This window comes from Streptomyces sp. NPDC096079, from assembly GCF_040303145.1.
Classification (GTDB): Bacteria; Actinomycetota; Actinomycetes; order Streptomycetales; family Streptomycetaceae; genus Streptomyces.
This window is the reverse complement of record NZ_JBEOST010000004.1, coordinates 106325-127794: the sequence shown is the minus strand read 5'-3', so window position 1 is coordinate 127794 and position 21470 is coordinate 106325. Positions and strand designations below refer to the sequence as shown.

Sequence of the window (21470 nt, the reverse complement as noted above, 5' to 3'; positions counted from 1 at the left end):
GGGTGGACCGGAGCGTGCCGGTCGCCAGATCCACCGACAGGTGCCGGGCCCTGGTCCCGACCCGCCGGAATTCCGGCGGGCACGGCCATTCGCATTCCCCGGACTCGTCGGGCCCATTTTCGGGCAGCACGAAAACCCCGGCCGAATGCCTATTTCTTTGTATACGGCGTGCGTGTTAATTCCGGGCACTCGCCGTGTTGACGGCATGTTGCGAAACCCTCACACGGCCCCGCTCCGGCTTTTTGAGCCGGTGCAGGGACAGCGAGCGCTCCGCGTGCAGCGCGGTCAGGCTCCTCGCCCGCTCGGCGTCGCCGCGCGCCACGGCGTCCACGATCGCGCCGTGCTCGGCCCAGGCCTCGACCGGCTGGGCGGGCTGCTCCACGACGTACGTCCAGGCGATCTTGTGCCGGAGCTGGGTGAGCAGCGCCGTCAGGGCCGGGCTCCCCGAAGCCTGCGCGAGCGTCTCGTGGAACCAGCCGCCGAGCGACCGCAGATCCTCGCCCTGGCCCCGCCTGGCCCGCTCCTGCCCCAGCCTGACCAGGCCGCGCAGCACCTTGAGGTGGGCCTCCGTGCGCCGCTGCGCGGCCCGCGCGGCCCCGAGCGGCTCGAGCAGCGCCCGCATGTCGAGCAGGTCGGCCGCCTCCTGCTCGGTGGGCTCGGCGACATGGGCGCCCGCGTGACGCCGGGTGACGACGAACCCCTCGGACTCCAGGGTGCGCAGCGCCTCGCGGACCGGGACGCGGGAGACCCCGTACCGGCGGGCGAGTTGCTCCTCGGTCAGCCGGCCGCCCCGCTCGAACACGCCGGAGACGATGTCGTCCCGGATCGCCGTGCATACCGAGTGCGCGGGAATGCGCATGTCCGACCTCCGCTTTGGTCCGCGCGAGTCCATTCCATCGGCGCCTGTTCTGCGCCCGATCTTCGACTCTATGGCAGCCCGCCGGAATTTCCGATGCCCCGATGGAATCCATGGCTGTATTTTGGCCGTTCCGGTCGACGAAAAGCCCCGGCTCAGTACGAGCCGGGGCTTTTGCGAGTCGCTCCGCGAAGATGCGGTACGGGTCAGACGGTGACGCCGCGGGCGCGGAGGTACGCGACCGGGTTGATGTCGGAGCCGTACTCGGGGCTCGTGCGCGCCTCGAAGTGCAGGTGCGGGCCGGTGGAGTTGCCGGTCGAGCCGGAGACGCCTATCTGCTGGCCCGGCTCGACGGTCTGGCCGACGTAGACCCCGATGGAGGACAGGTGTCCGTACTGGGTGTACGTGCCGTCGTTCATCCGGATGACGATGTTGTTGCCGTACGCGCCGCCCCAGCCGGCCTCGACGACGGTGCCGGAGCCGACGGAGACGACCCGGGTGCCGTAGGCGGCGTGGAAGTCGACGCCGGAGTGGCTGCCGGAGGACCAGAGGGAGCCACCGGTCTTGTAGCCGGTGGAGACGTACGAGCCGGCGACGGGGAGCTGGAAGGAGGCCAGGCGGCGGCGCTCGGCCTCGCGGGCGGCACGCTCACGCTCCAGCCGGATCTCCTTGGCGCGGGCGTCCGCCTTGCGCTTCGCCTCGGCCTTGGCCTTCGCCTTGGCGATGGCCTCGACGGCCTCCTGCTCCTGGGCGGTGGCCTGGGCGTTGATCCGGTCCACGAGGGAGTCCTCGGTGATGACCTGGGTCAGGCCGGTGTCCTCGACGGAGCGGTGGTCCGTGTCGGCGGCGAGCGCCGGGGAGGCGAGGGTTCCGATGACGCCGGTGGTGGCGAGCGTCGCGACGCCGGCGATGCCCACGCTGCGGCGCGCCATCCGGCTCGGACCACGATGCTTCCCGGTGGCACGGGTGAACGCCATGTAGTGGCTGATCCTTTCCTTCCCTCTCGCCTACCGGGTTAGCTGACGGGTTCGGAGCAGGAAGGTCTCCTACGGGCCCCTCCGTCAAGACGAAGGCCGCCCGATTCACCCCAGGGACTGCGTGTGGGTCCCCGGCTCCCCAGGCTCGCGCCTGACGGGGACTCGGCGATGACTGTCCGATGCCGCGGCTGCGGCACGTGCAACTGACGAACAGTCGCCCCGACGCTATGCGGATCGTCTTTCAATCACCAACCGGACACGCTTTTTGTAAGACATGCCACAGGGCAAAAGATCATCTTGACCTCAATACGGACAAAGCGGAGGACCCCGACGAAACATGCCGTCGGGGTCCTGTCGTTGTCGCGCTGCGGCCTGAATCAGCCGGTCACGACGGTCACTTCACCGATGCCCAGACCCCGCACGGGCTCCGCGATCTGCGCCGCGTCGCCGACGAGCACGGTCACGAGCCGGTCCACCGGGAAGGCGCTGACCACGGCGGCCGTCGCCTCGACCGTGCCCGTCTCGGCCAGGCGCGCGTACAACTGCGCCTGGTAGTCGTCCGGAAGGTGCTGCTCCACCTGGTCGGCGAGCGTCCCGGCGACCGAGGCGGCCGTCTCGTACTTGAGGGGGGCCACGCCCACCAGGTTCTGCACGGCCGTCTCGCGCTCGGCGTCGGTGAGCCCCTCGGCGGCGAGCGTGCGCAGCACCTTCCACAGGTCCTCGAGCGCCGGACCCGTGTTCGGGGTGTCGACGGATCCGCTGATGGCGAGCATCGAGGCGCCGTTCCCCGCGGCGTCCGAGCGGAGCACCTGACCGAAGGCCCGCACGCCGTACGTGTAGCCCTTCTCCTCGCGCAGGACCCGGTCCAGACGCGAGGTCAGGGTGCCGCCGAGGCAGTACGTGCCGAGGACCTGGGCCGGCCAGACGCGGTCGTGCCGGTCGGGGCCGATCCGGCCGATCAGCAGCTGCGTCTGCACGGCGCCCGGACGGTCCACGATGACGACCCGTCCGGTGTCGTCGGCGGTGATCGGCGGCATCGGGAGCGGCTCGGCCGGCTCAGCCGTCCAGGCGCCCAGCGTCTCGGCGAGGACCTTGTCGAGGTCGACCCCGGTCAGGTCGCCGACGACCACGGCGGTGGCCGTGCCGGGCCGGAGGTGCGCCTCGAAGAAGGCGCGGACGGCGGCGGCGTCGATCGCGGCGACGGTCTCCTCGGTGCCCTGGCGCGGCCGGGACATCCGGGACTCGGCCGGGAACAGCTCCTTGGAGAGCTGCTTGGCGGCGCGACGGCCCGGGTTGGCCGTCTCGTGCGGGATCTCGTCGAGGCGGTTGCGCACCAGGCGCTCGACCTCGGTGTCCAGGAACGCGGGGGCGATCAGCGCCTCGGAGAGCAGCCCGAGCGCCTTGGGCAGCCGGGAGACGGGGACCTCCAGGGAGACCCGTACGCCCGGGTGGTCGGCGTGCGCGTCGAGCGTGGCGCCGCAGCGCTCCAGCTCGGCCGCGAACTCCTCGGCGCTGTGCTGGTCGGTGCCCTCGGAGAGCGCTCGGGCCATGATCGTGGCGACGCCGTCGAGCCCGGCGGGCTCGGCGTCCAGCGGGGCGGGCAGGAAGATCTCCACGGCGACGACCTGCTGGCCGGGGCGGTGGCTGGTGAGCACGGTCAGACCGTTGTCCAGCTTCCCGCGGTCCGGTGCCGGGAAGGCCCACGGCTTCGCGGTGCCCGCCTCGGGCTGCGGGTGGAAGTCCATGCTCGTCAAAGACACGGCGGCGTCGGTCACTGGTCCGCTCCCTCTTCGTCATCGCCGTCGGCGCTGTCGCTCTGCTCGGTCGCCAGGGGCTCGTACACGAGCACCGCGCGGTTGTCGGGGCGCAGCTTCGCCGCGGCGACCTCCCGCACCTCGTCGGCGGTGACCTCCAGGACCCGGTCGACGGCCGTCAGGGCGAGCTGCGGGTCGCCGAACAGCACGGCGAACCGGCACAGTTCGTCCGCGCGGCCCGCGACGGTGCCGAGCCGGTCCAGCCACTCGCGCTCCAACTGGGCCTGCGCGCGCTCCATCTCCTCGGCCGTGGGGCCCTCGGCGGCGAACCGGGCGAGCTCCTCGTCGACGGCCGCCTCGATCTGCGGGACCTCGACGCCGCCGGAGGTCTTGACGTCCAGCCAGCCGAGCGAGGGGGCGCCGGCCAGCCGCAGCAGACCGAAGCCGGCGGCGACGGCCGTGCGGTCGCGGCGGACCAGACGGTTGTGCAGGCGGGAGGACTCCCCGCCGCCCAGGACCGTCAGGGCGAGGTCGGCGGCGTCGCACGCGCGCGTGCCGTCGTGCGGCAGCCGGTAGGCGGCCATCAGCGCACGCGCCGGGACCTCCTCCTCGACGACCTCGCGGAGCTGCTCCCCGATGACCTCGGGCAGCTCGCCGGAGCGCGGCTCGGGCTTGCCGTCGTGGGCCGGGATGGAGCCGAAGTACTTCTCGACCCAGGCGAGCGTCCGCGCCGGGTCGATGTCGCCGACGACGGACAGCACGGCGTTGTTCGGGGCGTAGTACGTGCGGAAGAAGTTCCGCGCGTCCTCCAGGGTCGCCGCGTCCAGGTCGGCCATGGAGCCGATCGGCGTGTGGTGGTAGGGGTGGCCCTCCGGGTAGGCGAGGGCGGTCAGCCTCTCGAAGGCCGTGCCGTACGGCACGTTGTCGTAGCGCTGGCGGCGCTCGTTCTTGACGACGTCCCGCTGGTTCTCCATGGACTCGTCGTCCAGGGCGGCGAGCAGCGAGCCCATGCGGTCGGCCTCCAGCCAGAGCGCGAGCTCCAGCTGGTGCGCGGGCATGGTCTCGAAGTAGTTGGTGCGCTCGAAGCTCGTCGTGCCGTTGAGCGAGCCGCCGGCCCCCTGCACGAGCTCGAAGTGGCCGTTCCCGTGCACCTGCTTCGAGCCCTGGAACATCAGGTGCTCGAAGAGGTGGGCGAGGCCCGTGCGGCCCTTGACCTCGTGGCGCGAGCCGACGTCGTACCAGAGGCAGACCGCGGCGACCGGGGTCAGGTGGTCCTCCGAGAGCACCACGCGCAGGCCGTTCGCCAACCGGTGCTCGGTCGCTGTCAGGCCGCCGGAGCCGGCCTCGGCCGTGGCCGTGTGACCCATGGGCATGTACGTCCCTTCGATCGCGATGTGAAAAAGTCCTGCCACTGTATGCAAGCGCGCCGACACCTGGCGAAGTTCCCGAGCCTTCGTGATGTCCCTCTTCCGGGTCGCGGTCGGCGTTGTCGGTGGCACGGTCCACAATGGTCCGCGTCAGATCAACCTTGTTGGTGAAGGAGCCGCAGCCGCGATGGCCCGCCGCAGCACGAAGACACCGCCGCCGGACGACGCGTACGAGGAGAGGATCCTCGACATCGACGTGGTCGACGAGATGCAGGGCTCCTTCCTCGAGTACGCGTACTCGGTGATCTACTCGCGCGCCCTCCCCGACGCCCGCGACGGCATGAAGCCCGTGCAGCGCCGGATCGTCTACCAGATGGGCGAGATGGGGCTCCGCCCCGACCGCGGCTTCGTCAAGTGCGCCCGTGTCGTCGGCGAGGTGATGGGCAAGCTCCACCCGCACGGCGACGCGTCGATCTACGACGCGATGGTCCGCATGGCACAGCCCTTCTCCATGCGGCTCCCGCTGGTCGACGGCCACGGCAACTTCGGCTCCCTGGGCAACGACGACCCGCCGGCCGCCATGCGGTACACCGAGTCGCGGATGGCCCCGGCCGCGCTGCTCATGACCGAGTCCATCGACGAGGACACGGTCGACTTCTCGCCGAACTACGACGGCCAGGAGCAGGAGCCCGTCGCGCTCCCCGCCGCCTACCCGAACCTCCTGGTCAACGGCGCGTCCGGGATCGCGGTCGGCATGGCGACGAACATGCCCCCGCACAACCTCGGCGAGGTCGTCGCGGCCGCCCGCCACCTGATCCGCCACCCGAACGCCGACCTCGAGACGCTGATGCGCTTCGTGCCGGGCCCCGACCTGCCGACCGGCGGCCGGATCGTCGGCCTCTCCGGCATCAAGGACGCGTACGAGTCGGGCCGCGGCACCTTCAAGATCCGCGCCACCGCGACCGTGGAGACGGTGACGGCCCGCCGCAAGGGCATCATCGTGACCGAGCTGCCCTTCACGGTGGGCCCCGAGAAGGTCATCTCCAAGATCAAGGACCTGGTCGGCTCCAAGAAGCTCCAGGGCATCGCGGACGTCAAGGACCTCACCGACCGCAGCCACGGCCTGCGCCTGGTCATCGAGATCAAGAACGGCTTCGTGCCCGAGGCGGTCCTGGAGCAGCTCTACAAGCTGACGCCGATGGAGGAGTCCTTCGGCATCAACAACGTGGCACTGGTCGACGGACAGCCGCTCACCCTCGGCCTCAAGGAGCTCCTGGAGGTCTACCTCGACCACCGCTTCGAGGTCGTCCGGCGCCGCTCCGAGTTCCGCCGCGGCAAGAAGCGCGACCGCCTCCACCTGGTCGAGGGCCTCCTCGTCGCGCTGCTCGACATCGACGAGGTCATCCGCCTCATCCGCGAGAGCGAGAACTCCGCCCAGGCCAAGGAGCGCCTGATGGAGCGCTTCTCGCTGAGCGAGATCCAGACGCAGTACATCCTGGACACCCCGCTGCGCCGCCTCACCAAGTTCGACCGCATCGAGCTGGAGACCGAGCGCGACCGTCTGACCGGCGAGATCGACGAGCTGACCGGGATCCTCGACTCCGACGCCGAGCTGCGCAAGCTGGTCTCGGCGGAACTGGCCGCGGTCGCCAAGAAGTTCGCCACGGACCGGCGCACGGTCCTGCTGGAATCCGCGGGCGCACCGGTGGCCTCCGTGTCCCTGGAGGTCGCGGACGACCCGTGCCGGGTGCTGCTCTCCTCGACGGGCCTCCTGGCCCGCACGGTGACCGAGGCGCTTCCCTCCGCGGAGGACGGCAAGCGGGCCAAGCACGACGTGATCGTGTCGGCGGTGGCGGCCACCCAGCGCGGCGACGTCGGGGCGGTGACCTCGGCCGGGCGGCTGCTGCGGATCGCGGTGATCGACCTGCCCCAGCTGCCGGACACCGCGAGCGCCCCGAACCTGGCGGGCGGCGCACCGCTGTCGGAGTTCCTCTCCCTGGAGGGGGACGAGACGGTGGTCTGCCTGACCACGCTTGAGGAGTCCTCCCCCGGCCTCGCCCTCGGCACGCTGCAGGGTGTCGTGAAGCGCGTGGTCCCGGACTATCCGGCGAACAAGGACGAGCTGGAGGTCATCACCCTCAGGGACGGCGACCGGATCGTCGGCGCGACGGAGCTGCGGACCGGCGAGGAGGACCTGGTCTTCATCACCTCCGACGCCCAGCTGCTGCGCTACCAGGCCTCGCAGGTGCGCCCCCAGGGCCGCCCGGCGGGCGGCATGGCCGGCATCAAGCTCACCGCGGGCGCCGAGGTGATCTCGTTCACGGCGGTGGACCCGGCGTCGGAGGCCCTCGTCTTCACCGTCGCGGGCTCGACGGGCACCCTGGACTCCTCGGCGGGCACGTCGGCGAAGGCGACCCCCTTCGACCAGTACCCGCGCAAGGGCCGCGCGACCGGCGGCGTCCGCTGCCAGCGCTTCCTGAAGGGCGAGGACGTCCTGATCCTGGCCTGGGCGGGCACCACCCCGGCCCGCGCGGCGCAGAAGTCCGGCGCCCCGGTGTCCCTCCCGGCCCCCGACCCGCGCCGCGACGGCTCGGGCACCCCGCTCCCCCAGCCGGTCGACGTGGTGGCGGGCCCGGCCTCCTGACCCGCCCACGACGAGACGGAGGGCCCCCGGCGGGGGCCCTCCGTCTCGTCGTCCGGGACTCCGGGACACCCAGCCGAAAGGCCCGATAGCCTCGGCCCGTTGATCGCCCGGCCCCCGCTCCGGCGGGTCCGGCACCGAGCGAAGGATGGGCCGCGTTGACGGACGAAGCATTCAGCATCGACAAGCGCCCCCTGCGTGATCTGCTCACGCAGGTCGAGAACGGCAGGGCGCAGCTCCCCGAGTTCCAGCGGGGGTGGGTGTGGCCGCATCCGCACATCACCGCGCTGCTCGCGTCCGTCTCGCAGGGATTCCCGGTCGGTACGGTCATGACGCTGCAGTCCGGCGGGGACGTCCGCTTCAAACACCGTCCCATCGAGGGCGCCACACCTCCGCCGGACACCGAACCGGAGACCCTGGTCCTCGACGGCCAGCAGCGCCTCACCTCCCTCTTCCAGTCGATCAAGCTGGGCGAACCGGTGGTGACCCAGGACGTCCGCAAGCAGAAGGTGACCGGCTGGTTCTACGCCGACATGCGCGCGGTGCTCGACGGTCAGACCGACCGCGAGGACGCCGTCCGCTTCCTTCCCCACGACAAGATCGTCCGGAACTTCCGCGGTGAGGTGACGGAGGACTACTCGACCCGCGAGAAGGAGTACGCGGCCCTGCTCTTCCCGCTCAACGACGTCCTGGACCCGTACACCTGGCGGCGGGGCTTCGAGGAGTACTGGTGGGAGCGGGACAGGGACACCCTGCAGTTGTGGCGGGACTTCGAGGAGACCTTCGTCCGGCACTTCGACCGCTATCAGGTCCCCGTCATCTCCCTCGGCAGGAACACCGCCCGCCAGGCCGTCTGCCAGGTCTTCGAGAACGTCAACACCGGCGGTGTCTCCCTCACCGTCTTCGAGCTGCTCACCGCCACCTTCGCGGCCGACGAGTTCGAGCTGCGGCCGCACTGGGAGGCGGTCAGGAAGTCCTGGGACGCGCCGGAGTACCGAATCCTGAAGGACGTCTCCAACACCGACTTCCTCCAGTCGGTGACCCTGCTCGCGACCGCCGCCCGGCGTGCGGACGCGGTGCGCGGCGGGGTGCCCGAGGAACGCCTGCCGCGCATCGGCTGCAAGCGCAAGGACATGCTGGAGCTCGCCCTCGACGAGTACCAGCGCTTCGCACCCCGCGTCGTCCAGGGCTTCAAGGCCGCCGCGAAGTTCCTGCACGAGCAGTACGTCTTCGACACCCGCTTCCTTCCGTACGGCACCCAGCTCATCCCTCTCGCCGCGATCCTCGCGCTCGCCGGCGAGGACGCGCAGAGCGCCGGGGCGCAGAAGAAGCTGGCCCGCTGGTACTGGTGCGGGGTCTTCGGCGAGCTGTACGGCGGCTCGACGGAGACCCGGTTCAGCCACGACCTGCCCGACGTCGTGGGCTGGATCCGCGGCACCGGCGGCGAGCCCCGGACCGTCGAGGCGGCGCAGTTCGCACCCGGCCGCCTGCTGACCCTGCGCACCCGCAACAGCGCCGCGTACAAGGGCATCTACGCCCTGCTGCTCAAGGCCGGAGCGCTGGACTGGCGCACCGGCACCAAGGCCGAGATCACCGGCTACTTCGACGAGTCGATCGACATCCACCACATCTTCCCGAAGGTGTGGTGCCAGGAGGCGGGCAAGGACCCCGACGTCTACAACTCGGTCGTCAACAAGACCCCGCTGACCGCCCGCACCAACCGGATCATCGGCGGCAACGCCCCCTCCGACTACCTGGTGAAGCTGGCGAAGAGCGCGGAGACCACGGCCGAGGAGGTGCACCGGCACATGAGGTCGCACCTGGTCGCGCCGGAGCACATGGAGCGCGACGACTTCCCGTCGTTCTTCGCCGCGCGCAAGGCGGCGCTGCTCGCCACGGTCGCGGCCGAGATGGGCAAGGCCATCGCGGACGACACCGCCGAGACGGCCCCCGACGTGCACTGATCCGTCGGGCCGGTCGCCTCAGGCGTCGGTTTCGGCGTGCTCCTCCGTCTGCCGCACATACCGCAGGACCCCCCACATGCTGTGCTCGTCGGGGGTGTCCTGCGGGCCGCTCAGCTCGCAGGCGGCCAGCTCCTTGCGCAGCCCGGCCGCGTCGACGCCCGAGCCGATCAGGACGAGCTGAGTGAGCCGTTCCTCCCCGGCGGGCCAGGGCTCGGGGTAGAAGCGCAGGAAGCGGCCGACCGCGTGCACGGCGTAGCGGTTGGCCGGGTCGGCGGGCCCGAGGTCGACGAAGCCCTTGATCCGGTAGAGGCCCTCGGGGCGCGAGTCGAGGAACGCCATCAGCCGGCGCGGGTGCAGCGGCGTCGACGCCGTCACGGAGAGGCTCTCGTAGGCCGCGTGCGGATGGGCGTGCCCGTCGTCCTCGGAGCCGTACAGGATGTCCTCGATCGACATCTGGCCCTCGATCTCGCCGTCCGGCACGACCCGGTCGAAGAGCAGCTCCGGGTCGAGGCGACCGTGGGCGGCCTCGACCACGGCGGCGCGCCCGGCGAGACCGGCCACCGTCTCCCGTACGGCCCGCAGCTCGCCCTCGGCGACCCGGTCGGCCTTGTTGACCACGACGAGGTCGGCGAGGGCGAGGTGCCGGTCGGTCCCGGGGTGCCGCTGCCGGGTGGCGGCGAACTCGGAGGCGTCGACGACCTGCACCAGCCCTCCGTACACGACCCGCTCGTTCTCGCTGGCGAGCACCATGCGGACCAGCTCCTCCGGCTCCGCGAGGCCGCTCGCCTCGATCACGATCACGTCGAGCCGGGACTCGGGCCGGGTCAGGACCTCCAGGTACTCGTCGAGCTCACCGGCGTCGACGGCGCAGCACAGACAGCCGTTGCCGAGGGAGACGGTGGAGCCGACCTGGCCGGCGACGGTCATCGCGTCGATGCCGATGTCGCCGAAGTCGTTGACCATGACCCCGATGCGGGTGCCCCGGGCGGTGCGCAGCAGATGGTTGAGGAGCGTGGTCTTCCCCGCCCCGAGAAACCCGGCCAGGACGACGACGGGGATCTGCTGCGTGGTCACGGGACGTGCCTCCGGTTGCTCGCGGTCCCACGGCCGTGGGAAACCCCCAGAATAGGCGCCCGATCCGTCACCATTTCCGGTCCCGGCTCGCGGCCGTCTACCTTTCCGGACATGAACCCCGCACAGAGCAGCCCCCCGCGCCCCCGCGCGCGCCGCCGGCGGTTCGGGTGGCCCCAGCGGGTGTTCTCGCAGGTCCTGCTCATGCAGCTGGCCATCGCGACCGGCGTCACCGTCCTCGCCACGGGCCTCTTCCTCGCCCCGCTGAGCGCCCAGCTCGACGATCAGGCCATGCGGCGCGCCCTGGCCATCGCCGGGACCACCGCCTCGCCCCGGCTCGCCGCGGACCTCACCGGCAGCCGGCCGTCCGCCCGCGGCCCGGTGCAGACGGAGGCCGAGCGGATCAGGACCTCCACGGGCGCCGAGTACGTCGTGGTCATGGACACCCGCGGGGTGCGCTGGTCGCACACCGACCCCGCCCAGATCGGCCGGGTCGTGTCCACGGACCCCAGCGCCGTCCTCGCCGGGAACGAGGTCATGGAGATCGACAGCGGCACGCTCGGCCGCTCGGCCCGCGGCAAGGCCCCCCTGCGGGACGCCGACGGGCGGATCGTCGGCGCGGTCTCCGTCGGCATCGAGTACGACAGCGTCCGCGACCGCCTCCTCGCCGCCATCCCCGGCCTCCTCGCCTACGCGGGCGGCGCGCTGGCCGCCGGAGCGCTCGCGGCGTATCTGATCTCCCGGCGGCTCCAGCGCCAGACCCACGACCTCGCGTTCTCCGACATCTCCGCGCTCCTCGCCGAACGCGAGGCCATGCTCCACGGCATCCGCGAGGGCGTCGTCGCCCTCGACCGCAACGGCTCCGTCCGGCTCATGAACGACGAGGCGCAGCGCCTCCTCGGCCTGGGCCCCGACGCGGCGGGCCGGCCACTCGACGAGGTCCTCGGCGGGGGCCGTACCGCCGACGTCCTCGCGGGCCGGGTCACCGGCGAGGACCTGCTCACCGTCCGGGGCCACCGGGTGCTGATCGCGAACCGGATGCCCACGGACGACGGCGGCGCCGTCGCGACGCTCCGCGACCGCACCGAGCTGGAACGCCTCGGCCGCGAGCTCGACTCCACCCGGGGCCTGATCGACGCGCTCCGCGCCCAGGACCACGAGCACGCCAACCGGCTGCACACCCTCCTCGGGCTCCTGGAGCTGGAGATGCACGAGGAGGCGGTCGAGTTCGTCACGGAGGTCGTCGGCGTGCACCGGGCCACGGCCGAGCAGGTCACGGAGAAGGTCCACGACCCGCTGCTCGCCGCCCTCCTGGTCGGGAAGGCGACCGTCGCCGCCGAGCGCGGCGTCTCGCTGCGGCTCGCGCCCGGCTCCCTGCTTCCGGACCGGCTCGTCGACCCGCGCGAGCTGGTCACCGTCGTCGGGAACCTGGTCGACAACGCCCTCGACGCCGCCGCCGGAACCCCTGGCGCCCGCATCGAGGTCTCCTTCCGCGCCGAGGGCCGTACGGTGGTGCTGCGGGTCTCGGACAGCGGCCCGGGCGTCCCTGAGGAGCGCCGCGAGCTGATCTTCACCGAGGGCTGGACGACGAAGGCCCTGCCGTCCCACGGGAAGCGCGGTCTCGGCCTCCCCCTGGTCCGCCGGCTGGCCGAGCGCCGGGGAGGCACCGCCGGGGTGACGGGCGGTCCCGAGGGCGGCGCCGTGTTCACGGTCGTCCTCCCGGACGCCCTGACCGACCCGGAACCCGCGGGGGATGCCCTCACGCCGGCCTCCGCGGCCGACGACCCCACCGGGGCGAGCACAGGCGTCGGCAGCGGCAGCGGCAGCGGCAGCGGCAGCGAGGAGGCGGCGCGATGATCGACGTGCTCGTGGTCGACGACGACACGCGGGTGGCGCGGATCAACGCCGCCTACGTCGCCAAGGTGCCCGGCTTCCAGGTCGTCGCCACCGCCCATTCGACCGCCGAAGCGCTGGCGGCCCTGGACGGGCAGCATGTGGACCTCGTGCTCCTGGACCACTACCTGCCCGACGAGAACGGACTCACGGCGGTACGGGAGGCCCGCGCCCGCGGCCACCAGTGCGACGTGATCATGGTGACGGCCGCCCGTGACGTGGCCACCGTGCAGGCGGCGATGCGCCACGGCGCGCTCCAGTACCTGGTCAAGCCCTTCAACTTCGCCGGACTGCGCGCCAAGCTGGAGGCGTACGCGACGCTCCGCCGCACCCTGGAGAGCGGCGGCGAGGCGGAGCAGGCCGAGGTGGACCGGATCTTCGGCGTCCTGTCGGCGGGCACCGTCGCCCCCGACCTGCCCAAGGGCCACTCCCCCACCACGGCCGAACTGGTCCGGCAGGTGCTCCTCGCGGCAGACGGCCCGCTCTCCACGCAGGAGATCGCCGAGCGGGCCGGAGTCAGCCGGCAGACCGCCCAGCGCTATCTCAAGCTCCTGGAGCGCACCGGCCGGGTGCGCCTCTCCCTCCGGTACGGCGAGACGGGCCGCCCCGAGCACCGGTACGCCTGGACCGGCTCACCGTCCTCCCCCTGAGGCGCCCGCCGGGGTCGTCAGGCCGCCCCCGCACCCGTCAGGGCCCGCACCTCGGTCTCGGCGTGCCGTGCCTCGTCGGGCCGCTCGGGCGAGGTGACCGTGCCGATCCATCCGGCCAGGAAGCCCAGCGGGATGGAGACCGCGCCCGGGTTCTGGAGCGGGAAGAGATGGAAGTCCACGCCCGGGAACAGCGATTCCGGGCTGCCGGACACGACCGGGGAGACCAGGACGAGCAGCACGGCGGGGATCAGCCCGCCGTACACCGACCAGACCGCGCCCCGCGTGGTGAACCTCCGCCAGAACAGCGAGTACAGCAGCACCGGCAGATTGGCGGAGGCCGCGACCGCGAAGGCCAGGCCCACGAGGAAGGCCACGTTGAGGTCGCGGGCGAGCAGTCCCAGACCGATGGCCGCCGCGCCGATCCCCGCGGCGGCGACCCGGGCCACCGCCACCTCGCTGTACTGCTTCGCGTGGGGCCGGCGCAGTGAGCTGTACAGGTCGTGGGCGACCGAGGCCGAGGACGCCAGCGTGATCCCCGCGACGACGGCGAGGATGGTCGCGAAGGCGACGGCGGCGACGACGGCGAAGAGCACCGTGCCGCCGGTGGATCCCGCGCCGCCGCCCAGATCGAGGGCGAGCAGCGGTACGGCGGTGTTCCCGGACGCGTTGGACGCGCGGACCTCGTCGGGGCCGATCAGCGCGGCCGCGCCGAAGCCGAGCACGATGGTCATCAGATAGAAGCTGCCGATCAGCCCGATGGACCAGACGACGGAGCGCCGGGCGGCGCGGGCGGTCGGCACCGTGTAGAAGCGGGACAGGATGTGCGGCAGTCCCGCTGTGCCCAGGACGAGGGCGAGGCCGAGGCTGATGAAGTCGAGGCGGGCCGTCCAGTCCCCGCCGTACCGCAGCCCGGGGGCGAGGAAGCCCAGGCCGTGCCCGCTGCGCTCGGCCGCCGTGGACAGCAGGCTGTTCACATCGCCGTGGAACCGGAGCAGGACGAGGACGGTCAGCGCGATCGTGCCCGCCATGAGCAGGACCGCCTTGACGATCTGGATCCACGTGGTGGCCCGCATGCCGCCCAGCGACACGTAGATCACCATCAACGCGCCCACGCCGATCACCGTCCACGAGCGCGCCGCCTCGCTGGAACCCCCGAGCAGCAGCGCCACGAGGCTCCCGGCCCCCACCATCTGGGCCACGAGGTACAGCACGGAGACGGCCACCGAGGAGGTCCCGGCGGCGATCCGCACCGGCCGCTCCGCCATCCGCGCGGCGACGACGTCGGCCAGGGTGAACCGCCCGCAGTTGCGGACCAGTTCGGCGACCAGCAGGAGCACGACCAGCCAGGCGACGAGGAATCCGACGGAGTACAGCATGCCGTCGTACCCGTACAGCGCGATCAGCCCGGAGATCCCGAGGAAGGAGGCCGCGGACATGTAGTCCCCGGCGATGGCGAACCCGTTCTCCAGGGGCGAGAACAGCCGCCCTCCGGCATAGAACTCCTCCGCCGAACCGTGCCGGTTCCGGCTCACCCAGGTCGTGATCCCCAGGGTCACCGCGACGAACACGCTGAACAGCACGAGCGCCAGGGTCTGGTGGTCTCCCGTCACGGCCGCCCCACCCCCCGGGTCATCTCCTGCGTGTCCCAGCGCAGCTCCAGCGCGGCCCGGTCCCTCCGCAGCCGCGCGTGACGCGCGTACGCCCAGGTCAGCAGGAACGTGGTGAGGAACTGTCCGAGTCCCGCGAGCATCGCCACGTTCACCGCCCCGACCACCGGCCGGGACATGAGACCCGGCGCGGCGGTCGCCGCCACCACATAGGCGAGGTACCAGAGGAGGAACGCCAGGGTGGCGGGGAACACGAACCGACGGTACCGAGCACGCACTTCCTGGAACGCGGGACTCCGCTGCACTTCCAGATAGATCTCCGCCGCGCTGTGGACCCGCTGCCGCGGCACCGCGTCGGGACGGCCTCCACCGGCCGCCGCCCCCTCGCCCCCACCGGAGGCCGTCGCGTCGTTCCAGGGGTCGCCGATCGCCGTCCCCGCGGCGTCGCGCCCCTCCTGTCTGTCCACCTGCTCCACCGGCCAACTCTCCTTGTCAGCGAACCGTTTCGGCCGCGTGCCCAAGGATGGACAGAGCGGGAAGATCCCGGACTCTTCTCCTCCCTCACTTCACCCCATCAGGTGACTCTCCTCCCAGGTGCCCTGACCAGACCGTGCTGATATGCGTACCGCACCGCCTGGACCCGGTCGCGCACCCCGGTCTTGGCGAAGAGGTTGTTGATGTGGGTCTTCACCGTGGCCGTCGAGATCCTCAGCCGCACGGCGATCTCCGGGTTGGACAACCCGTCCGCCACCAGCACGAGCACCTCCGTCTCCCGCTCCGTCAGCCCATCCACCCCCGGACCTGCCACAGGCCCAGGACCAGCTGCGGACCCAGGACCGGCCGCGGACCCCGGACCGGCTACAGACCCAGGACCGGCCGCGGACCCCGGACCGGCTGCGAGCGCCCCCGCAGGCCCAGGACCGCCCGCGGGCGCCGCACCACCCTCAGGCCCGGGACCGGCAGCCCCAGGACCGGCCGCAGGCCCAGGGCCGCCCACGGGCCCTGAACCAGCCGCGGCCCCTGCCAGTGCCCCCTCCCCGCTCGGTCGGGACACTCCTCCCCGACCGGACGGCCCATCCGAGCCCCTGCCGCCCCGGCTCTCCTCGTCGTCCCGTTCGATCAGGCGCTCAAGAAGCCGTCGCTGCACGGAGGGGGACAGCCCGGCCCGCCCGTCGATCACGTCGCGCACGGCCCGCCCGATCTCCTCCCCGTCGGCGTCCTTGGTCAGGTATCCGCGAGCCCCGGCCCGCAGTGCCGGGAACAGCGAATCGTCGTCGGCGTACGTCGTGAGCACCACCACCTCGGTCCCCGGGTGCCGGTCACGGATCCTGCGTGTGGCCTCCACGCCGTCGCAGCGGGGCATCCGCAGATCCATCAGGACGACGTCGGGCCCGAGCTCGGCGGTGAGCGCGACCGCCTCCTCCCCGTCCCGGGCGGACCCCACGACCTCGATCCCGGGAAGGAGACCGAGCAGCATCACGATCCCCTCGCGCACGACGGCCTGGTCGTCGGCAACGACGACCCGCACGACGCGGTCGTGGTCGGCGGCGCTCATGCCGGCACCCGCAGCCGCACCGTGAACCCCGGCCCCTCAGGCCCCGCGTCCAGGCTGCCGCCGAGCAGTTCGGCCCGCTCTCTCATGCCCAGCAACCCGTACCCCGAGCCGGACGACCCGAGTTCGTCCCCCACCCGCGTGCCGCCCGCCGCCCCTGGCGGGCCGAAGTCGCGTATCTCCAGGGAGACCTCGTCCGCCCCGTAGGCGAGCCGGATCCTGGCCCGGGCACCGGGAGCGTGCTTCCGGACGTTGGTGAGGGCCTCCTGTGCGACCCGCCGTACCGCCTGCGAGGCCTCGGCGGGCAGGTCCCGGCGCTCGCCGGTGACATCGACCTCGGCGCGGTCCCCCCGCGCCAGCTCCCGCAGATAGTCCTCGACCGGTGCCATGTCGCCCCGCAGGGCCGAGAGCGCGTGGCGGGTCTCGGCGAGCCCCTCCCTGGCCATGGAACGGGCCGAGGTCACGAGCTTGAGGATCTCCGCGCGGTCCGCCCCGGCCTCGATCTGGAGCCGTGCGACCTCCAGGTGCACCATCTGCGCGGAGAGGCTGTGGGCGAGCACGTCATGTATCTCGCGGGCGATGCGGGCCCGCTCGGCGAGCGCCGCGGAAGCGGCCTCCGCCTCCCGGGCGAGTCGCTCCTGGGCGAGCAGTTGGAACCCCGCGCCTCGCGCCTCCGCGTCCAGGCGGAGCGAGTAGCCGATGAGCAGCACGGCCGCCGTGGTGACACCGGCACCGAGGATCCCGGTCTCGTCGGCCTCCACGAACCCGGCCACCAGCGCCGCCACGGTGGCCAGCCCGGCGCGGAGCGGCAGCCGCTCCATCGCCATGACCGAGACGACGATCCATATCACCGTCGCGGGCGTCGGAGCGCCGGCCGCGTAGGCCCCCAGGCCGCAGAGCGCGATCACCGCGAGCAGGCCCAGCGAGGCCGCGAGACGGTGGTCGACGGTCGTGCGGTGGTATCGCAGCGACGCCACCACACAGAGCCCGAACCCCAGCGGAGGCAAGGGCGTGTACCAGCCTCCGAAGGCGCCCGAGGTGTAGCACCCGGCCAGCACGATGACGCTCAGGCCTGCGATCAAGGTGTGGTCGAGGATGATCCGTCCCCGTGGCACCCCGACCCGGGTGAGTGCCTCCCGGGAGGGCCAGGAGCGCCAGGTGGTCGTCTGTGCCGGGCCGCTCGACACCACAGCCCGCCCGGTCGCCGCCGCGCCTGTCCCCGCACCTGTCCCCGTATGCGCCGCGCTCGGCTTCGTGGCCGACCTCGGCAACCACGACGGCCTCGCCGACCCGCGGTCGTACCGCTCGCCCATGTCCGTCCCCCTCCGACACATCCATGCTACGGAGAGTCAACGACCGTGTGATCGGCCCGTGGGTGGAGCGTTCGGCTCCACCCACGGGTGGAGTGCGTCAGGCGTCGATGCGAGACCGGTCGAGGGTCGCCGCCGAGCCGGTGATGAACTCCTTGCGGGGCGCCACGTCGTTGCCCATGAGGAGGTCGAAGACCTGCTCCGCCGCGTCCAGGTCGCCGATGTTGATCCGGCGCAGGGTGCGGTGGCGCGGGTCCATCGTGGTCTCCGCGAGCTGGTCGGCGTCCATCTCGCCCAGACCCTTGTAGCGCTGGATGGAGTCCTTGTAGCGGACCCCCTTGCGCTGGAACTCCAGGAGGGTCTGCCGCAGCTCGTTGTCCGAGTACGTGTAGACGTACTTGTCCTGGCCCTTCTTGGGCTGGACGAGTTCGATCCGGTGCAGCGGCGGAACCGCCGCGAAGACCCGGCCGGACTCGACCATGGGCCGCATGTAGCGCTGGAAGAGCGTCAGCAGCAGACAGCGGATGTGGGCGCCGTCGACGTCGGCGTCGACCAGGAGCACGATCTTCCCGTAGCGGGCGGCGTCGATGTCGAAGGTGCGGCCCGAGCCCGCTCCTATGACCTGGATGATCGCCCCGCACTCGGCGTTCTTGAGCATGTCCGAGACGGACGACTTCTGGACGTTGAGGATCTTGCCGCGGATCGGCAGCAGGGCCTGGAACTCGCTGTTCCGGGCGAGCTTGGCCGTACCGAGGGCCGAGTCTCCCTCGACGATGAAGAGCTCGCTGCGCTCCACGTCGTCGCTGCGGCAGTCCGCGAGCTTGGCCGGGAGCGAGGAGGACTCGAGCGCGGTCTTCCTGCGCTGCGCCTCCTTGTGCTGCCGGGCCGCGATCCGGGTCCGCGCCGCGGCGACGGCCTTCTCCAGGACGGCGCGGGCCTGCGCCTTGGCGTCCCGCTTGGTGGAGGTGAGGAAGGTCTTGAGCTCCTTCGCCACCACGTTCGCCACGATCCGGCGCGCGGCGGAGGTGCCGAGGACCTCCTTGGTCTGCCCCTCGAACTGCGGCTCGGCGAGACGGACCGTCACGACGGCCGTGAGCCCCTCCAGGGCGTCGTCCTTGACGACGTCGTCCTCGGCGACGCGCAGCATCTTGGCCGAGCGCAGCACCTCGTTCACCGTCTTGGTGATCGCCTGCTCGAAGCCGGACACATGGGTGCCGCCCTTGGGGGTGGCGATGATGTTGACGAAGGACTTGACCGTGGTGTCGTAGCCGGTGCCCCAGCGCAGGGCGACGTCGACGGCGAGCTCGCGGGTGACCTCGGTCGGGGTCATGTGGCCACGCTCGTCGAGGACCGGCACGGTCTCCTTGAAGGTGCCCTGTCCGGTGAGGCGCTGGATGTCGCAGACGGCCTTGTCCTGCGCGAGGTACTCGCAGAACTCGCTGATGCCGCCGTCGAAGCGGAAGGTCTCCTCGCTCTTCCCGATGCCGGCGAGGTCCCGCTCGTCGCGGACGACGATGGTGAGGCCGGGGACGAGGAAGGCGGTCTGCCGGGCGCGCTGGTGGAGCGTCTCCAGGGAGAGCTTGGCGTCCTTGAGGAAGATCTGCCGGTCCGCCCAGTAGCGGATGCGCGTGCCGGTGCGGGTCTTGGGGACGCGCTTGCCCTTGATCAGGCCGTTGGCCGGGTCGAAGGGGCTGTCGGGGCCCTGCTCGGTGAAGATGCCGGGGACACCGCGGCGGAAGGAGATCGCGTGCGTCGCGCTGTTGCGGTCGACCTCGACGTCGAGGCGGGCCGACAGCGCGTTCACCACGGAGGCGCCGACGCCGTGCAGACCGCCGGAGGCCGCGTACGAACCGCCGCCGAACTTTCCGCCGGCGTGCAGCTTGGTCATGACGACCTCGACGCCGGAGAGGCCGGTCTTCGGTTCGACGTCGACCGGGATGCCGCGGCCGTTGTCCCGGACCTCGACGGAGGCGTCGTCGTGGAGGATGACCTCGATGTGGTCGCAATACCCGCCGAGGGCCTCGTCGACCGAGTTGTCGATGATCTCCCAGATGCAGTGCATCAGGCCGCGGCTGTCGGTGGACCCGATGTACATACCGGGGCGCTTGCGGACCGCTTCGAGCCCTTCCAGTACGAGCAGGTGCCGCGCGGTGTAGTTGGAACCGTCACGGTCTGCGGTCAGCAGCGCACTGGACGGCACGGACGTCTCGGCGGTCACGCGGTTCGCTCCTCGCTGAATTTGAAATCTGGCCCGGTGGGGTAAGGCCCGGCGTCGGTCACCGCTCAGAGGGTACCGATGCCTGGTAGAGCCGTTGTCACGCCACCCACCCCGATTCCTCATGCTAGTCCAGCCTCGCATGGATGTTCGATCCCTCGATGGGGTGACGTGAACATCACGTTCCCTTCCAGGCATGAACCATTTAGGCTCCGGGCACGTCCTCATGAACAACCGGCAACCGCCGGGGAGGGCTAACCGACACAAGCAACGCGAAATCCGTAGAGCGACGCAATACGGCTCATTCGCCGCCAACCGGCAGCAGACAGCCACCTTGGTAAGAAGTTTCAAGGAAAAGCCACGAGCGGGAACGTTTTCGGCCTGGTTGGATGTTGACCCTGGTACGACAGCTCGTCGAGCTAGAGAAGAGGCGACGTGACTACTGTTCTGACCCCCGCGAGCCCCCTGACGGCCGCTGACCGCTGCGACCGCTGCGGCGCCCAGGCATACCTGCGTGTCGTCCTGACCAGCGGAGGTGACTTGCTCTTCTGCGCCCACCACGGACGCAAGTTCGAGCCGGAACTCAAGAAGATCGCCGTTGAGATACAGGATGAGACGGACCGGCTGACGGACGTGCCGTCCCGGACGCAGGGCGAGGACCACGCCTGACGCGCCATCCACGACGAGCCCAGGGCCGGTCGCGCTGATCGGACGGCGGGCGGTCACCCCTGATTGCAGGGGGGTGGCCGCCCGTTCTCGTACGCCTCGGGTCAGAAGCGCGCCGGCAGCACCTCGGAGACCCGCGTGTAGACACCCGGGTTCTCGGCCTGCCCACAGCCGCTGCCCCAGGACACCAGGCCCACGAGAAGCCCCTTGGCCACCAGCGGCCCCCCGCTGTCACCCTGACACGCGTCCTTGCCGCCCTGCGGGTCTCCCGCGCACAGCATCGTCCCGCGCTGGTAGCGGACGCCGAAGCCGCCGGGGTACGCCCGCTCGCACGCCGAGTCCGGCAGCACCTGGACGCGCGCGGTCCGCAGCGTGGAGGCGTAGGCCCCGTTGCCGGTCGTGTCCCCCCAGCCGTACACGTCCGCTTCCGTCCCCGGCGCGTACGCCGCGTCTCCCGAGCGGGCGACGCCGATCACGTACGACTGCGGCAGCGGGCTGACGAGCGTCAGCACGGCCAGATCGCCCGCGTTGGTCGTCGGGTCGTAGTCCGGGTTGACCCAGGTGTCCGAGATCCGGACCTCCTGCCCCTCCTGCCCACTCAGCGCCGCCCGTCCCGCGATGACGACGAAGTCGCGGACCTCCCACGGCTCCCCGCCGAGCACCTCACGGCCCAGGCAGTGGGCCGCCGTGAGCACCTTGGTCGGCGCGACGATCACACCCCCGCAGAACTGCCCCGCGCGCGTACCCCCGAACCGGTCACGGCTGGACAGCGCCACGACCCAGGGCGCGTCGGTGATCTGGGTCGGGCGGCCGCCCACCACGACGCTGTCCGCGGCCACGGGACCGGCGAGGGCGAGCTGCCCGGCCGCGGCGGTGATCAGGCCCAGAGCACCCGTCAACGCTCGGGTGAGGGAACCACGCATGGAGCCTCCTGACTCTCCGGTGAT

15 protein-coding genes, 2 pseudogenes and 1 riboswitch are annotated in these 21470 nt (G+C 71.7%); of the genes and pseudogenes, 5 read left to right on the top strand and 12 right to left on the bottom strand.

Features of this window, described 5'->3' with window-relative positions; genetic code table 11:
• Positions 1-175: 175 nt before the first annotated feature.
• From ABTY59_RS11015 to ABTY59_RS11000, 4 genes are all read right to left on the bottom strand, one after another.
• Positions 176-859, bottom strand: a complete 684-nt coding sequence (locus ABTY59_RS11015) for a GntR family transcriptional regulator (protein WP_352018610.1) — start codon at positions 857-859, stop codon at positions 176-178.
• A 203-nt stretch (positions 860-1062) separates the two neighbouring features.
• Positions 1063-1833: a M23 family metallopeptidase gene (locus ABTY59_RS11010; protein WP_352018609.1), complete on the bottom strand. Its 771-nt coding sequence runs from the start codon at positions 1831-1833 to the stop codon at positions 1063-1065.
• Positions 1834-1845: 12 nt separating this feature from the next.
• A riboswitch (cyclic di-AMP (ydaO/yuaA leader) is annotated at positions 1846-2011 on the bottom strand.
• A 199-nt stretch (positions 2012-2210) separates the two neighbouring features.
• Positions 2211-3608: a M16 family metallopeptidase gene (locus ABTY59_RS11005; RefSeq protein WP_352018608.1), complete on the bottom strand. Its 1398-nt coding sequence runs from the start codon at positions 3606-3608 to the stop codon at positions 2211-2213.
• Positions 3605-4960 (bottom strand): M16 family metallopeptidase, encoded by a 1356-nt coding sequence (locus tag ABTY59_RS11000; RefSeq protein WP_352018607.1) that lies wholly within the window; start codon positions 4958-4960, stop codon positions 3605-3607. The genes ABTY59_RS11005 and ABTY59_RS11000 overlap by 4 nt, the downstream gene beginning before the upstream one ends.
• A 181-nt stretch (positions 4961-5141) precedes the next feature.
• On the opposite strand from ABTY59_RS11000, the gene ABTY59_RS10995 reads away from it, so the two are divergent.
• Together ABTY59_RS10995 and ABTY59_RS10990 are read left to right on the top strand one after the other, a co-directional pair.
• Positions 5142-7598, top strand: a complete 2457-nt coding sequence (locus tag ABTY59_RS10995) for a DNA gyrase/topoisomerase IV subunit A (RefSeq protein WP_352018606.1) — start codon at positions 5142-5144, stop codon at positions 7596-7598.
• Positions 7599-7753: 155 nt separating this feature from the next.
• Positions 7754-9559: a GmrSD restriction endonuclease domain-containing protein gene (locus ABTY59_RS10990; RefSeq protein ID WP_352018605.1), complete on the top strand. Its 1806-nt coding sequence runs from the start codon at positions 7754-7756 to the stop codon at positions 9557-9559.
• 18 nt (positions 9560-9577) lie between these two features.
• On the opposite strand, the gene ABTY59_RS10985 is transcribed toward ABTY59_RS10990, so the two are convergent.
• A complete protein-coding gene (locus ABTY59_RS10985; RefSeq protein WP_352018604.1) occupies positions 9578-10633 on the bottom strand; it encodes a CobW family GTP-binding protein in 1056 nt (351 codons plus the stop codon).
• A 111-nt stretch (positions 10634-10744) separates the two neighbouring features.
• On the opposite strand from ABTY59_RS10985, the gene ABTY59_RS10980 reads away from it, so the two are divergent.
• Both ABTY59_RS10980 and ABTY59_RS10975 read left to right on the top strand, forming a co-directional pair.
• On the top strand, positions 10745-12487 hold the full coding sequence (locus tag ABTY59_RS10980) for a sensor histidine kinase (protein WP_352018603.1): 1743 nt from the start codon (positions 10745-10747) through the stop codon (positions 12485-12487).
• Positions 12484-13173: a DUF7342 family protein gene (locus tag ABTY59_RS10975; RefSeq protein WP_352018602.1), complete on the top strand. Its 690-nt coding sequence runs from the start codon at positions 12484-12486 to the stop codon at positions 13171-13173. The genes ABTY59_RS10980 and ABTY59_RS10975 overlap by 4 nt, the downstream gene beginning before the upstream one ends.
• Before the next feature lie 17 nt (positions 13174-13190).
• Here the strand turns inward: ABTY59_RS10975 and ABTY59_RS10970 are convergent, their stop codons facing one another.
• The 6 genes and pseudogenes from ABTY59_RS10970 to ABTY59_RS10945 all read right to left on the bottom strand — a co-directional run bounded on the left by ABTY59_RS10970 (position 13191) and on the right by ABTY59_RS10945 (position 19860).
• Positions 13191-14783, bottom strand: a complete 1593-nt coding sequence (locus ABTY59_RS10970; RefSeq protein WP_352018601.1) for a monocarboxylic acid transporter — start codon at positions 14781-14783, stop codon at positions 13191-13193.
• A complete protein-coding gene (locus tag ABTY59_RS10965; RefSeq protein WP_352018600.1) occupies positions 14780-15256 on the bottom strand; it encodes a DUF485 domain-containing protein in 477 nt (158 codons plus the stop codon). The genes ABTY59_RS10970 and ABTY59_RS10965 overlap by 4 nt, the downstream gene beginning before the upstream one ends.
• 98 nt (positions 15257-15354) lie before the next feature.
• Positions 15355-15570: pseudogene (locus tag ABTY59_RS10960) on the bottom strand (response regulator transcription factor); the annotation flags it as partial.
• A 318-nt stretch (positions 15571-15888) separates the two neighbouring features.
• A pseudogene (locus tag ABTY59_RS10955) lies at positions 15889-16335 on the bottom strand (response regulator); the annotation flags it as partial.
• Positions 16332-17519 carry a sensor histidine kinase gene (locus ABTY59_RS10950; RefSeq protein WP_352018870.1) on the bottom strand — a complete coding sequence of 396 codons (1188 nt, stop codon included), beginning with the start codon at positions 17517-17519 and terminating at the stop codon, positions 16332-16334. The gene ABTY59_RS10950 and the pseudogene ABTY59_RS10955, both read right to left, overlap by 4 nt.
• Positions 17520-17742: 223 nt before the next feature.
• On the bottom strand, positions 17743-19860 hold the full coding sequence (locus ABTY59_RS10945) for a DNA gyrase/topoisomerase IV subunit B (protein ID WP_352018599.1): 2118 nt from the start codon (positions 19858-19860) through the stop codon (positions 17743-17745).
• Positions 19861-20292: 432 nt separating this feature from the next.
• On the opposite strand from ABTY59_RS10945, the gene ABTY59_RS10940 reads away from it, so the two are divergent.
• Positions 20293-20526 carry a DUF7455 domain-containing protein gene (locus ABTY59_RS10940; RefSeq protein ID WP_352018598.1) on the top strand — a complete coding sequence of 78 codons (234 nt, stop codon included), beginning with the start codon at positions 20293-20295 and terminating at the stop codon, positions 20524-20526.
• A 101-nt stretch (positions 20527-20627) separates the two neighbouring features.
• On the opposite strand, the gene ABTY59_RS10935 is transcribed toward ABTY59_RS10940, so the two are convergent.
• On the bottom strand, positions 20628-21446 hold the full coding sequence (locus ABTY59_RS10935; RefSeq protein ID WP_352018597.1) for a S1 family serine peptidase: 819 nt from the start codon (positions 21444-21446) through the stop codon (positions 20628-20630).
• Positions 21447-21470 lie beyond the last annotated feature (24 nt).